Source organism: Finegoldia magna ATCC 53516 (assembly GCF_000159695.1).
GTDB classification, from domain to species: domain Bacteria; phylum Bacillota; class Clostridia; order Tissierellales; family Peptoniphilaceae; genus Finegoldia; species Finegoldia magna_F.
Genome location: NZ_CM000955.1, coordinates 1,520,371 through 1,536,052, shown reverse-complemented (window position 1 = coordinate 1,536,052; position 15,682 = coordinate 1,520,371). Strand labels below are relative to the sequence as shown.

The window sequence follows — 15,682 nt, the reverse complement described above, 5'->3', positions numbered from 1 at the left end:
TTAATCCACCATTTCCCCTGTTAATGCAAAAGAATTAAAATCTACAATTTTCGTATTTACTAATTTCCCTATATAAGATTTATCACATTTAACATTTACTAATTTAAATGTCCTAGTTCTTCCTGTCATTACTTCAGGATTATTCTTGCTTTCTCCTTCAATTAATACTTCTTGTATAGTTCCAAGATAAGATTTGTTTTTCTCGTAAAAAATCGGATAAGCAACATCTAAAAGTCTTTCTAGTCTATCTTGTTTTACATCTTCATCAACTTGATCTTCGAATAAATCAGCTTTTGTTCCAGGTCTTCTGTTATATTTAAATGTAAAAGCTTGTTCGTATCCAACTTTTCTAACCACATCTAAAGTGTCTTGAAAATCCTCTTCGGTTTCTCCTGGAAATCCTACTATAATATCAGTTGAAAAAGTAATTCCTTTTACGCTTTTCTTTAATTTTTCTACCTTTTCTAAGTAAGATTCCTTAGTATATCTCCTATGCATTCTTTCTAGAACCGAATTTGATCCTGCTTGAAATGGTAGATGAATGTTTTCGCAAACTTTATCTAATTTACCCATCGCCTCGATTAGTTCATCCGAAATATCTTTAGGATGACTTGTCAAAAATCTTAATCTTTCAAGTCCTTCAACGTCGTTAACCTTAGTTAATAATTCCGTAAACGTAACAGGTTTTTCAAGAGTTTTTCCGTAAGAATTTACATTTTGTCCAAGTAAAGTTATATCTTTGTAGCCTTGATCTACCATTCTTTTCACTTCAGATAAAATACTTTCAACAGATCTACTTTGTTCTCTTCCTCTTGCATAAGGAACTATGCAATAAGTGCAAAAATTATTGCATCCTGTCATTATATTTACATATCCAACATATTCATTGTCCCTTTTGATAGCAATATCTTCGTCAATATCATCTTTTCTTTCAATATCTACAACTAATTTTCCACTGCTTAGGTGTCTATCTATAAGATATGGTAATGAATTTATGTTATTTACTCCAAATACTATATCTACTTGTGGATATTTTTCTCTAATTATATCTCTCGCTGGGCCAGTTTGCATCATACATCCACAAACTGCAATAAGCATATCTGGATTTTCTCTTTTTAAGTTTTTTAATGCTCCCAATTGTCCATAAACTTTCATTTCTGCATTTTCTCTTACCAAACAAGTATTAAAAATTATAAAATCTGCATCTAATTTTTCATCCGATTGTTCAAACCCCATATTTTCTAGTAATGTTTTGATTTTTTCGGAATCATGTTCGTTCATTTGACAACCATGTGTAATTATCGAATAAGTTGGAGCATGTCCGTGTCTATTTACAAATAAATTAACATACGAATTTGAAGCCAATTTATTATTGTTTTCTTCCATTTAAATCTCCTTTATAAAATATAAGCCATCGATATTCGATAGCTTATAAATAATTTTTATATTTTAATTAATGTAATTGTTATATTATCATCAGATTTATTAGTTACATTTTCTAATAATGTATTGCATTTTTCTTTTACGTTCAAGTTTGATTTCAAAATATATTCAATACTACTATTATCAATGAATTTGTAAAAACCATCTGTAGCCATAAGTATCTGATCATCAGCGTTTAATTCCTTAATAATATAATCAGGTTTATCCATACTCAAAAAACCAAGTCCTCTTGTTATAGCATTTTTGAGATTTTCATTATTTTTTACAATATGGTCTTTTGATATTTGATAAAACCCATATTCATTTTGTAAATAAGCTCTGCTATCACCAATATTGAATAAATACATTGTATTTTCTTTAATAATAGTGGCTAAGAATGTAGTTCCTATATTATTTAAGCAATTATTTGATTTTGAGAAATCCAAAATTTTATAACCTGCATGATGAATTGATCCATAAATCAAATCTTTCATACTAAGTTTTTCATCGTAATGATTTTTAAAACAAATCAAAAACTCTTCAACAGCAATTTCAGAAGCTTTTTCTCCGTATTTGCATCCTCCCATACCATCTGCTATTAAAAAAATTTGGGAATCTTTGAAAGTTTCATTTTTATAGTAGTCTTCATTTTTTTCTCTGATATCACCCTTATATGAAATCGAAAAATACTCCATATTATTCCCCACTGTTATTATCGTTTTTTCTAGTATTTTCATTATCTGATTCTTGATTATTATCTGAATTTGAATTTGAATCATTATTATCTACACTAGAATTTTCAGTTTCATCTTCATTAGGTCTTACATTTTCTTCAGGTGGAGTATATTCATCTTCAACCGTTTCTGTTTTTCTTGCTTTACCAGAACTTACAGTTATAGTAATGAAATCACCATTTTTAATATTTCTACCAGCTTCAATGCTTTGGTCAATTACTACACCTTCATCATATACTGAACTTTTTTTGTATCTAACTTTCTTAACATTTACACCTAGATTAGATAGCTCTTTTTTAGCTTTTTTCAAATTTAAACCAATTAAGTTAATCATTGTGTCTTCTTTTTCTAATCCAAGTTCTACCTTAATTTTTTTATTAAATAAAAGCTTATCGCCAACTTTTGGACTCTGACCAATAACCACATATTTATTAAAATCTGACTTGTCCACGCTTACTGATTTGTCCACAACTAATTCAATGTCATTTGCTGTAGCCTGGTCAACAGCAAGCCTTAAGTTTTTCCCAACATAATCAGGTGCTTTTGGCCTCAAATTATAACAAAAAATAATTACTGCAGCAGCAAAAAAAGCTAATAATACAGATGTAAAATACACTAAAAAAGACTTAAGATAATTATGTGATTTCTTTTTGTTCTTAATTTCTTCTTCAAATAAATTTTCATCTATTTTATACGACATATTTTTCTCATGCTCATTTTTTAAATCTAATTTAATTGTATTATCTATAGATTCATTATTTGAACCTGTCATTTTATAATTATCGATTTTATTTAAATCTTTCATAATACCTTGTGTATCATCATATGAGTTATTTCTTAAATTTTGATAAAAACTATTTAAATTACTATTTTCAATATCTATATTAGAATTTTCTAAAATTTCTAATAATAGGTTAATATTATAATTCAACTGAGCTTCACTATTACCAAAGTTTTCACCATCAAAGTTTTTGAAAATATCAATCTTAAAATTATTATTTTCATCTACTAACATATTATAAATTCGTAAATTCCCAAAAAATATCCCATTATTTTCTGAATAAATTAATGAAAGTAAAATTTTTCTCAAAATATCAAATAAAAAAGATTCTGAAACATCCTTTCTTTTGAACAAATTATCCAATGATATTCCGTCAAAAAACTCATAAGTTAAAAAACACTTATCATCCGAACTAATCATTAAATCATACATTTCCAGAATATTAGGATGATGTAAGTTTGATAAAGATTTTAAACTATTTGTTAATGTATCAAAATATTTATTGTCGTTATATTCCTTGAAACTAAGATATCTATTTAATTTTTTATCGTATGCTTTAAATGTCGTAGAAAATTTGTCTTCATTTATTTTTCTTTGAATTTCGTATCTATTATTTTCCACATTTGCCTCCAGTATTCTCCTAATATTTTATCATAATTTAATAGCTAAAACAAAAAAGCTCTCAAAAAATGAGAACTTAAATTTTACTGTTATTTATCAATATATGAAATTATTTCATTAGAAGTTTCGTCAATTGTTTTATCCGTAACATTAATTATTTTACAGCCTATCTTGTTCATAATTTCTTTTGCATAATCAAGCTCTTTTTCTATTCTTGAATCATCTGAGTAGCCTAATTGCAAACCAATTTTAGCCATTCGATTTTCCCTGATATTATTAAGTTTATCAGAGTCAATAATCAAACCAATAATCTTTTTATTGTCTACTTGAAATAATTCAGAAGGGACTTTTACTTCTGGTAAAATTGGAATATTACATACTTTATAATTTTTGAATGCTAAGTTCAAACTCAATGGAGTTTTTGAAGTTCTTGAAACCCCTATTAATATAATATCAGCTTTTAGAATACCAAACTTATCCTTACAGTCATCGTATTTTACGGCAAATTCTAAAGCTTCCATCTTTTCAAGATATTCTTGGTCAACTTTTCTATTCAATCCTACATCAAATTTAGGTTGTTGCTTAAAAAACTTACTTGAAACTAAAATAGGATATGATAAAACATCTACTAAATAAATCGATTCATTCATTTCTGTTTTCTCAATCAAATAATTCAGCAAATCACGATCTACGATTGTTGAAAATATTAGAATTTCTCCATTAATATCGTTTAATATTTTATCAATCTGTTCTCTTCTAATAATTTTTGAGAATTTTTTTATTCTAACATTCTTAATATCAAAATGAACTTTAACAGCATCTAAAACTTGATTTGCTGTTTCACCTGTAGAATCAGAAATAACTACCATGGTTTTATTCATAACATTCTCCTTAATTTATTTTCTTAAATACACCTTTAAAAATTAATTTATAAAAAGGTAAATCTTCAACAGAACAGTTTTCTAATTTCTCTAATAAATTGCATAAATTATTGTTATCTAATTCCATCGGTGTATACTTGCACTCATTAGAGTTTACTTCCAACATCTTTAGAATTTGAGCCATTAACTTACCGTTATTTTTTGTATTTAACTCATGAAGATTAGTCAATAAACGATTTGATTTAAATATATTCAAAGTATCATAATTTATCACATCAACTTCATCAAAATCATAACCTAATTTTATACATTCATCTCTGTAAACATCAAGAATAATTTCTTTTATACTTTTTTCAAAATATTCATAATCTACTATTCCCTTGTCTTGGAGAAATACATATAAAATTTTAGTAATAAAATCACTTAAATTAAAATCTAATTCTGATTTAAGTATTATTGAAATAACAGACGTTATTGTTTTTCGTAATTTATAATTATATTTAAAGTTATCATCACTACTAGATATTATGTAAGACATAACATATTCCATTTTATCAGAAATTGCAACAATTCTAGCAGCAGTTGAATTTGGAATGTTTTCGGATATGAATCTCGGTTTAATGTGTTCATATACTCCTTCATAAACAATCTTATCTTCTCCATCAGACTTAGCATACAATCTTCCAATTAGTCCGTGTAAATAAGAACATTTTTGCACGATTTCAGTAGCTTTATCCGCTTTACATAAAAATGCTATCCTTCTAACAGAATCAATAGTTTCCTGACTAACTGAAAGCATTTTACATAATTCAATTGATATCTTTATTAGTCTTTGAGTTTTGTCATAAAAGTTACCATAATTATTGATATAATTAACTGTTTTCAAATCCTCAACAAAGTCTTCAAGTTTTCTATCTGATTTTTGGTTTATCAAATTATCTATTTCTTCTAATTTGTCATTAATTTCTTTAATCAAGACATGTGAATCTTCAGAACTCTTGTTTTTAGCATAAACAAAAAAGTTTGAACTATTACCGTTATCAAATTCCATTGGTAATACCTTAAAGTTCTCCATCAAAACTGTATAAAGTATTGATTTATCGATACATAAAAATTTTTCGTCAAATGATCCTTCAACGCTTACAGGATAATCAAATTTATTTGCGTATTCGTTAAGTATGCTTTTGTTATTAATAATTGAACAACCATTTGCTCTAGCAAGTTTATTAGCGCTTTTCTCAAATGATTGTAATCTTTCTCCTTTTTTTAATATTATTTGATTTTTTCGTAACTCCGAAGAAAAATTGTTGAAAGTAGAAGAATTAACTAAGCTGTCATCTTTATCTTCTTTTAAGCCTTTGAATTCTATTGTTTTATTTTCTTTTTCATTAAAAATTTTAATGTACAAGATAGACTCTCTAAATGATAAACTTTCTGAATCATAATTATACTTGAAATTTATTGAATCAATAGCTTTATTTATTACATTTTCATAATCTTCTAGTGTATATCCTGGATTTTCTAAATTAGTAATGTAAATAAAAAAATGATCTTTTATTGTATCCAAATCTATATTTGAATATACTAATTGCAGTTTTTTTAATTCTTTTCTTATTTTTTCGTCAAGCGATCTATTTATAAATCCTATAAAATTCTCAGGAATATTATTAGTCACTATATCTATTAATAAGTTATACATTATTTCTCCTTACAAATATTCAAGGTAGCCTAATGACCCCAAATATTCAATTCCAAAATTGTTCATCGTGTATTTTAACAAAATTTTTAAAATTTCGTTTTCATTTATAGATTCAAACTTTTTATTAACTATATCATCATACCTATTTTTCATTAAGTATATCATATACTTTGCGTGTAAGTTGTCTATTTGGTAGTATTCTCCATCGGAATCTACAAATCCGCCATCTAAATAAAACCTGTTATGACTATTTTCATAAAACATGCTTGGTTGATACCCAAGATATGATACTAGCTTCAAAATAAACGCATTAATTAAAGCATACTGATTATCTGAATATTTTGATAAGAATATTACTGTTTTTAAAATCAAGGCATATACTTTTTCATTGCAAACTTCATTGTAAAAAATTGACTTTATTAAATCAACTATAACCAAACTAAATAATTCTGATTTATAGTTTGTTCTTATATTAAAATTAGAGTTAATTAAATCATAATCCACTAAATAATAGAATTGATTTCCTTTTTTTAAGGTAAAATCATTCACTGACAGAACATTAAATTCTATAATTGATTTCATGGAGTTAATATTATTGATGAAAATTCCAATAATTCCTTCTTCTTTACTGAAAACATTCAAAATTATAGAATTTTCTCCATAAATTATATGCTCCAACACAATAGCTTGTGTCTTGATGTAATCCTGTTCCATTAGTTGTAACCCAAATACCTTAATCTAGAATCTTTATTTCTCCATTCTTCATCTATTTTAACCCATAGTTTTAGATTTACTTTAGCATCTAATAATTGTTCAATATCAACTCTGGCATCAGTTCCAATTTTTTTAATCATTGATCCTTTTTTTCCAATTACCATGCCTTTATGACTTTTTTTCTCAACAATAATAGTAGCATCTATATCAATTAAATTCCTGCCTTGTCTTTCTTTGAATTTTTCAATAGTTATAGCTATTCCATGTGGTAATTCATCAGATAAATTCATTAGGGCCTTTTCCCTAATTAGTTCTTGTACAATTTGTCTAATAGGTTGATCAGTTACGCTATCTTCGTCATAATACATTGGACCTTCAGGCAAATTATTTTTTAAAGAAGTTAAATATCCTTCTACATTATCTCCGTTCAATGCGCTTATTGGAATTATTTCTTCAAATATTCCAACTTTACTGTACATTTCTACTAATTCATTGACTTTATCACTTGATGTTTTATCTATTTTATTGATTAATAGAATTATTTTTGTATCAACTAATTTTAATTTCTCAATAATTTCAGTGTCTAGCTTTCCTATTTCTTCAGTAGTATCTACAATATATGTTATAACATCAACTTCATTCAAAGTTGACATCGAAACTTTGAGCATATAATCTCCAAGTTTATTTTTTGGCGTTTGTATTCCTGGAGTATCTAAAAATATTGCTTGCATATTTTCGTCAGTATATATCAATTGTATTTTGTTTCTTGTAGTTTGAGGTTTGTCAGAAATAATCGTTAGTTTTTCTCCTAGAACTCTATTTAAAAGAGTTGATTTTCCTACATTACTTCTGCCTATAACTGAAATAAATCCAGATTTAAACATTTACATCATCTCCACTAAAACCATGAGGTAATAAATCTTCAATATTATAAATCTTATACTCATTTTCATTTTTAGCTATTATTATTTTTGTAGCTTCATTAGAAAATTCTTTAATCACTTGTCTGCAAACCCCACAAGGATAAGTGAAATCAGAATCTCCAATTATTAAAATAGTATCTATTAACTTAAATCCTTCAGATACCATTTTTGAAATTGCAGTTCTTTCTGCACAAATTGTTGGGCTAAATGAAGCATTTTCAATATTACAACCTCCATAATAGTTCCCTTCTATGTCTTTGACACAACATCCTACGTTGTAATTAGAATATGGCGTGTATGTGTTTTGTTTATATTGCAAAGCAATTTTATACATTTTATTAATTTCCATAATACTCCTAAATAATTACTTTAAATAATAATATTGCCACTAATGTCCCAATTATGCCACCAACTATAACTTGACTTAGTGTATGGATTTTTCCTTCTACTCTACTTTCTGCAACCAAAAAAGATATAAAATATGATAGTATTGTCACTAATGTATTATTTGCTAAAAGGGCAATGATTGTAGCACTGCAAAAAGAAACAGATGCATGACCACTTACGCTTCCACCTTGCAAATATGTCCATTTATTTTGATATATAAAACTTTTTAGGACTAAAGTTATAACAACTACCAAAATCAAAGCTATAAATGTCAAATGCGTTGGTGAATTTTGTAATTTGATAACTGCTGTATGACTAAGAGGCACAATTCTATCATAAAACATAAAATAACCTACAAAAATAGAATTAAAAGCAGCTAACAGTACCGCCCCTGCCCCAACATCTTTTGCTATTTTTGCTTTATCGTCGTATTTGTCATAAATCAAATCAACAATCGTTTCAATGGCTGTGTTAATCATTTCCGCCATTAATATGAATGTTATAGTTATGCACAAACAAGCCATTTCAACCCTTGATAAGTCAAACATTAATGATGCAATCATAACTAGAACAGTCATCAAGATATCAGTTCTAAAATTTCTTTCATTTTTCAAACAATGAATAATTCCATCCATTGCATATTGAAAACTAGTAATAAAAGATGTGTTTTTAGAAATATTTTTATAATTTGACTTACTATTTGAATTCTTCATCTTTATAGATACCTATTTCTTTCAAGGCTGATTTTTCTTTATTTCTCATAATAATTTTATCACTTTCATCAATATGATCATAACCCAATAAATGAAACATAGAATGAACAACCAAGTACACAATTTCCCTTTTGATAGAATGATTGTATTCTTTTGCTTGTTCTACAGCTCTTTTGCAGCATATAATAATATCACCCAAAAGATTTGTTTGAATTTGAAAATCATCTTCCAAAGGAAAGCTCAACACATCTGTTACGCTATCTTTATTGCGATAATCTCTATTAAGTTCTTTAATTTCTTCTTCACTAACAAATGACAAAGATACCTCATAATTATCATCATTTAATTCTTGAATCAAACATATTTTTATTGAACTTTCAATATCTGATGTTAATTCATCATCAATTTGAAAATAATCTTGTCTATTGCTTATCTGTATTATCATAATTTGACCTATTGTTATCTAATTTTTCATAAGCTCCAATAATTTTTTGTACAAGTGGATGTCTTACAACATCTGTTTTTTCAAACTCTAAAAAGCTTATTCCTTTTATGTCTCTAAGAATATTAGTAGCTACAAGTAATCCTGATTTTTTACCTCTTGGTAAGTCAACTTGTGTAATATCTCCCGTTACTATAGCTTTTGAACCGTATCCTATTCTAGTTAAAAACATCTTCATTTGTTCATTGGTAGTATTTTGTGCTTCGTCTAATATAATGTATGCATTATCTAAAGTTCTACCTCTCATATATGCCAATGGTGCTACTTCTATCAATCCTCTATCTTTAAACTTTTCAAAATTTTCATAACCTAATATATCAAACATAGCATCATATATAGGTCTTAGATAAGGATCAATTTTTTCTTGAAGATCTCCTGGCAAAAATCCTAAACTTTCTCCAGCTTCTACAGCTGGTCTAGTTAAAATTATCCTATCTACTTCGTTATTTCTAAATGAATTTATTGCCATAGCCATTGCCAAGTAAGTTTTTCCTGTACCTGCAGGTCCTATTCCAAAAACAATATCATTTTTATTAATCATTTCAACATAGTTTCTTTGATTTACAGTTTTTGGCTTTAAAGGTTTACCTTTTGAATTGTAGCAAATTACATAGTCCTTAATTTTTGAAATATTTTCTTGTTTTATTTTTTCTAAGTTAGAAAGCAAATAATCCAAATCCTGATCTGTTATTTCGTTCCCAGATAAAGTATGTGTATTTAATGATTCTAAAAGATTACTTGCACTTTCAATATTCAAATCAGAACCACTAATTAGAATACCTTCTTCAGAAATCTTTAATATAACATCACAAGCTTCTTCAATTTTTTTTGCATTTTTTTCTAATTGTCCAAAAATAAAAGTTATTAATTTTTCATTATTAGTTTTGTAAATTAAATGTTTATCCATAATCACTCCATTTATCTAATTATAACATATCACTAAAAATCAAATAAACTTATTTGGTTTTCATTTTGTAAACCATCTAAAACACCGTGGTTTTCTAGTATTTCTAAAGCTGTTTTATTAACTTTCGTTCTCATAGTAAAATCTTGTTTTGAAATAAAATCACCTTTTTGTATTTCTTCAAAAATAGCAATAGAGTTTGCATCGCTAACACCTTCTAGTGCATTAAAAGGAGGTTGAATAAACCCTTTTTCTAATACTTTGAATCTAGCCTTGTCAGATTTATGCAAGTCAACTCTTGATTGTTTTATTCCTCTACAATACATTTCTTCTGCTACTTCCAATACAGAGTATTTGTTACTATCCTTTGCTGTCATCTTAGAATTTGATTCTTTGTATTTATCCTTCAAAGATTGCATTTCTTCTCTAATTGCACTTAATCCTCTTACAATAACATCACCTGGATAATCTTGTAATTTAATTGTAAAAAATGTCGAATAAAAAGCTTCTGGATAGTGTACTTTAAAATAAGCAATTCGATAACTCATCATAACATAAGCTACAGCGTGCGCCTTAGGGAAAAGATACTCAATAGTTTTACAAGATTCAATGTACCAATTTGGAACACCATTTTCAGTCATGTAATTTAGAGTATCTTCATCAAGAAGTCTATTTTTTCTTACTGTTTCCATTATTTTAAATGATCTTTTCTTTTCAAGACCTTTATTTATTAGATAAATCATAATATCATCTCTTGTACAAATAGTATCTTTCAATTCGACAACACCATCTCTTATTAGATCTTGTGCATTATTTAACCATACATTTGTGCCATGAGATAACCCAGAAATTCTGACTAACTCCGAAAAAGTTTTTGGGGTTGTATCTCTCAACATCCCTCTTACAAAGTTTGTACCAAATTCAGGTATTCCTAATGTTCCTATATCTAGACCATCAATTAATTCTTCAAAGTGTAAAGCATCTATTGAAGAAAAAATACTCATTGTCTCTTTATCATCCATAGGAATAGTTAATGGATCCACTCCTGTCATATCCGACAACATTTTTATAATAGTTGGAACGTCGTGTCCAAGCAAGTCAAGCTTTAAAATTCTACCACTTATAGACTTATAATTGAAGTGAGTAGTGATTATATCACTGTTAACATCATCTGCAGGATGTTGAACTGGACAAAAATCTTCAATATCTTTATCTCTTGGAACTATCATTACTCCACCTGGATGTTGCCCCGAAGTTCTTTTAACTCCCAAGATTCCTCTTTGCAAATATTTTATCTCTGAATTATTAACATATACGTTTTTATCTTCAAAATATTTTTTTATATACCCATAAGCTGTTTTGTCGGAAATTGTACCAATAGTTCCAGCTCTAAATACCTTTCCTTCCCCAAACAATTCTTCAGTATATTTGTGAACAGTTGGTTGATATTCCCCAGCAAAGTTCAAATCAATATCTGGCTCTTTATCACCATCAAATCCTAAGAAAACTTCAAAAGGTATATTATGACCTTCTTTTTTCAATGGTTGTCCACATACTGGACAAATTTTATCTTCAAGGTCCACTCCTGATCCAATATTTTCATCATGTATAAACTCAGAATGTTTGCAGTTCTCACAAATATAATGCGGAATTAAAGGATTAACTTCTGTTATGTCAGCCATTGTCGCAACAAAGCTAGATCCTACAGATCCTCTGGAACCTACTAGATATCCATCTTCGTTGCTTTTCTTTACCAATTTTTGAGCGATAATATATAATACAGCATAACCATTTGAGATAATTGATGATAACTCACGTTCTAATCTACTTTCAACAATTTCAGGTAAATCATCTCCATATATACTTCTAGCTTTTTTATACGTCATTTCTCTTAATTCTGTATCAGAGCCTTCAATAACTGGTGGAAAAGTTCCATCTGGTATTGGCTTTATATCATCTAGCATTTCTGAAATTTTTATGGTATTATCTATTAATATTTCCTCAGCCACATCTTTTTCTAAAAAACTAAATTCATTCATCATTTCATCAGTTGTTCTGAAAAACAACGTAGGGAATTTTTCGCCATAAATTTTTCTAGGTTGACCTTCTAATATTATATTTCTAAAAATATAGTCTGTTTTTTCAAAGTATTTTGCATAAGAATCAGCCACAAGAGGTTTATTGTGTTTTTTTGATAAATCATATAGTTTTCTAGTTAATTCTTCACAACTTTTTAAGTTAAAGCTCATCCTTTTTGACTTTACTCCATCATAATAAAGTGGTGGTTGAACCTCCAAAAAATCATACCTCGAAATAATTTCATCTAATTTTTCATCTGATTCAAATCCAAGTATTGCTTTTATTAATTCTCCATCTTCGTTTCCAGAACCTATTACAAGACCTTCTCTTCTTTTATTCAATTCAGATTTTGGTATTCCGCCTTCTCTGTAAAAATACTTTAAATTAGAAGCGGTCACAAGTTTATATAAGTTTTTCAATCCAATTAAGTTTTGGGCATATATTGTCGCAGTGTGAGATTCTCTTTTAGAAATACTCCAATCAGAATCTATTTTATTTATATTTATATCAAATTTAACTCCTCTTTTTTCAAGATCTTTGACCATACAAATGAATACTTCTCCTGTTGCTCTTGCATCATCACAAGCTCTGTGATGGTTAAATAAATTAACGTTGTATTTTTTTGTCAAAGTATCAAGTTTATGATTTTTGAGATGAGGTTCCAATGCCCTTGCAAAAGCTAGTGTGTCTATATATGTTCTTATGGGATTAATTCTCAAATCAAGACAATTTTTCTTGATAAATCCCATATCGAAATCTGCATTATGTGCTATTAAAGTACAGTCACCAACAAATTTTAAAAACTCAGGTAATACTTCCTCTATTTTAGGCATATCTTTTACCATTTCATTTGTTATAGACGTTAATTCTGTTATTTTTTCTGGTATTGGTATTTCAGGATTTATTAATTGATTAAATTCATCTACAATTTGATTATCTACTATCTTTACAGCACCAATTTCCGTAATTTTTTCTGTTGCATTTGATAATCCTGTAGTTTCTATATCAAAAACTACAAATTCTTCCAAATTCATAGAATCATAAGGATTTGTTATTATCCTAAAATCATCTTCTATTATTTTAGCTTCCATTCCAAAAAGTGGTTTTAATCCATTTTTGCTACAAGCATCATACAATTGTGGATAACCTTGTACTACGGATTTATCCGTTAAACCTAGCGCTGGATGTCCCCATTTTTTTAGGGTTTTACAGCATTCATCCAAGTCAATAAATCCATCTAGTTGGCTCATTTGAGAATACATGTGTAGCTCTACACGTTTTTTCTCGTATTCATCTTTTCTAGATTCTGGTTTCTCAATTTCTTGCATTTGTTTTATTGAAAAAGTCTTTCCAGAAGTAAATCTATCAAATTCCAACCTTCCTGTTAATAAAAGATAAACTCCCGATTTCAATTTATCACCAAACGCTTCAAATTCTTTTTTCTTCAAAAATTTCTTTGCAAAAACAGCTCCACTTTCATCCCTTAGATCCAAAGAAACAATAAAGCTTTCTCCATCTTTTATGCTTCTGACATCTACATCAATAATTTCAGCTCTGATACAAGTATCGTCTTCATTTTCTATTATTTCTTTAATTTTTATTGGAGACTTGGTTATATCTTTACCACATTTTATTCCCGTTTTTTTAACTTCTTCTTTGTCTTGCTTTGGAGTATCTTTTATTGATTCTGCTATTTTTTTTCGAATTGAATTATCATATTCAATAAGATTTTGTCTATAATCATCGTTATCCTTTAACTCAACAATTTCAGATTTGACAGAATAACTTAAATTATATGTCTTAGTTATTAATTTTGTTAACTCATTATCCTTTTGATCTGATATAAACTTATCCCTTATTTGCTCAAAATTAAAAATAAGTGAAATTTCTGAATCGTTTATCTTCGAATATTCAAAATCAATACACGAAGAATATTCACAAAAATCATTTGATTTTAAAATTTTAATCAGATCATCTTTTGAAAAATTGATTTTTGAATCTTCATACTCTGTAAAATCAATATTAATTTTTGTTATAAAATTTAATAAGTCTTTTTGTATAAATTCTGCCAAGTTGTCCTTACTCTCATCTTTTTGAATGTTTATCAAACAATCTAACTCATCATTATCCTTATTATAAGTCAATTTATCAATATAAATTGGGGATTTTGAATCATATTTTAGGCCGATTTTCTTTAATACATCGTTGAGTAATAAATGCATTTATAACCTCTCTATCTCTTCAATTAATACATCTAATAATTCTTCTTCCTTAACTTTTCGTACAATTTCCCCTTTTTTAAATATTAAGCCTACTCCATTTCCTCCTGCTATACCAATATCAGCTTCTTTTGCTTCTCCTGGTCCATTTACAACGCAACCCATAATAGCAACTTTAATGTGTTTATCTATTTTATCCAATTTTTTTTCAGCTTCATTCACTAGACTTATCAAATCAATCTTGGTTCTAGCACATGTTGGACATGAAATTATTTCAATTCCTTCGTTTAGTAAACCCAAACTCATTAAAATTTGTCTTCCTACAATGATTTCTTCTTTAGGATCACCAGTTAAAGAAACTCTGATAGTATCTCCAATTCCTTTTGACAAAATACTTCCTATTCCTACACTGGATTTGATAATTCCTTTAGTAGAAGGACCTGCTTCTGTTATACCGACATGTAGAGGATAATTACATAACTCTGACATTTTTTCATAAGCTTTTATTGACATATTAACATTAGAAGATTTTAATGATAATTTGATATCGTCAAATCCCATATCTTCTATCATTCTTATTTGATCAAGACAACTGTAGCATATTGAATCAACATTTACACCGTGATACTTGTCTATGAATTTTTGATTGACAGATCCACTGTTTACCCCAATTCTCATGGAAATTTTATGATGTTTGCAACAATCTACGATTTCTTTAACTCTATCTATTCCACCAATATTTCCAGGATTAATTCTAATGCAATCGCACCCATTTTCAATTGCAGCTATTGCTAATTTGTGATGAAATTGAATATCAGCAACGAATGGTATATTCGTCATGCTTTTTATAATTGGTATCGCCTTTGCATCTTCTAAATCATTAATTGCACTTCTGGAAATATCACACCCTACAGATTCAAATTCTTTAATTTGTTTTACAGTACTTTCTATATCTTTTGTATCTGTATTAGTCATGGATTGAACTGTAACTCTTGCTCCATTTCCCACTGCAACGTTTCCTACGTAAATTCTTTTTGTATCTTCTCTTTTCATTACTTCACCTTTCAAATTTAAAAAGGCCCATACAGGCCTAATCAAAACAT

At 27.9% G+C, this 15,682-nt stretch carries 13 protein-coding genes; all 13 read right to left on the bottom strand.

Annotated features, from left to right (window positions below):
- The gene (gene miaB, locus HMPREF0391_RS07440) at nt 1-1,386 is read right to left on the bottom strand and encodes a tRNA (N6-isopentenyl adenosine(37)-C2)-methylthiotransferase MiaB (RefSeq protein WP_002836392.1); all 1,386 of its coding nucleotides are present in this window, start codon (nt 1,384-1,386) and stop codon (nt 1-3) included.
- 56 nt (nt 1,387-1,442) lie between these two features.
- On the bottom strand, nt 1,443-2,117 hold the full coding sequence (locus tag HMPREF0391_RS07435) for a protein phosphatase 2C domain-containing protein (protein WP_035109500.1): 675 nt from the start codon (nt 2,115-2,117) through the stop codon (nt 1,443-1,445).
- Between the two features lies 1 nt (nt 2,118).
- Nucleotides 2,119-3,558, bottom strand: coding sequence for a PASTA domain-containing protein (locus HMPREF0391_RS07430; RefSeq protein WP_002836390.1), 1,440 nt, complete (start codon nt 3,556-3,558; stop codon nt 2,119-2,121).
- Nucleotides 3,559-3,647: 89 nt separating this feature from the next.
- A complete protein-coding gene (locus tag HMPREF0391_RS07425; protein ID WP_002836389.1) occupies nt 3,648-4,439 on the bottom strand; it encodes a pyruvate, water dikinase regulatory protein in 792 nt (263 codons plus the stop codon).
- A gap of 10 nt (nt 4,440-4,449) precedes the next feature.
- A complete protein-coding gene (locus HMPREF0391_RS07420; protein WP_002836386.1) occupies nt 4,450-6,138 on the bottom strand; it encodes a glycine--tRNA ligase subunit beta in 1,689 nt (562 codons plus the stop codon).
- A gap of 9 nt (nt 6,139-6,147) precedes the next feature.
- Nucleotides 6,148-6,852 (bottom strand): DNA repair protein RecO, encoded by a 705-nt coding sequence (gene recO / locus HMPREF0391_RS07415; RefSeq protein ID WP_002836384.1) that lies wholly within the window; start codon nt 6,850-6,852, stop codon nt 6,148-6,150.
- A complete protein-coding gene (era, locus tag HMPREF0391_RS07410) occupies nt 6,852-7,736 on the bottom strand; it encodes a GTPase Era (protein WP_002836382.1) in 885 nt (294 codons plus the stop codon). Before era ends, recO begins: the two co-directional genes overlap by 1 nt.
- Nucleotides 7,729-8,124: a cytidine deaminase gene (cdd, locus tag HMPREF0391_RS07405; RefSeq protein ID WP_002836380.1), complete on the bottom strand. Its 396-nt coding sequence runs from the start codon at nt 8,122-8,124 to the stop codon at nt 7,729-7,731. Before cdd ends, era begins: the two co-directional genes overlap by 8 nt.
- A gap of 7 nt (nt 8,125-8,131) precedes the next feature.
- Nucleotides 8,132-8,875, bottom strand: coding sequence for a diacylglycerol kinase (locus tag HMPREF0391_RS07400; protein WP_002836377.1), 744 nt, complete (start codon nt 8,873-8,875; stop codon nt 8,132-8,134).
- On the bottom strand, nt 8,859-9,320 hold the full coding sequence (gene ybeY, locus HMPREF0391_RS07395; protein WP_002836376.1) for an rRNA maturation RNase YbeY: 462 nt from the start codon (nt 9,318-9,320) through the stop codon (nt 8,859-8,861). Before ybeY ends, HMPREF0391_RS07400 begins: the two co-directional genes overlap by 17 nt.
- Nucleotides 9,298-10,284: a PhoH family protein gene (locus HMPREF0391_RS07390; protein ID WP_002836375.1), complete on the bottom strand. Its 987-nt coding sequence runs from the start codon at nt 10,282-10,284 to the stop codon at nt 9,298-9,300. The genes ybeY and HMPREF0391_RS07390 overlap by 23 nt, the downstream gene beginning before the upstream one ends.
- A gap of 32 nt (nt 10,285-10,316) precedes the next feature.
- Nucleotides 10,317-14,582: a PolC-type DNA polymerase III gene (locus HMPREF0391_RS07385; protein WP_002836374.1), complete on the bottom strand. Its 4,266-nt coding sequence runs from the start codon at nt 14,580-14,582 to the stop codon at nt 10,317-10,319.
- On the bottom strand, nt 14,583-15,632 hold the full coding sequence (gene ispG, locus HMPREF0391_RS07380; protein WP_035109495.1) for a flavodoxin-dependent (E)-4-hydroxy-3-methylbut-2-enyl-diphosphate synthase: 1,050 nt from the start codon (nt 15,630-15,632) through the stop codon (nt 14,583-14,585).
- Nucleotides 15,633-15,682: the final 50 nt, after the last annotated feature.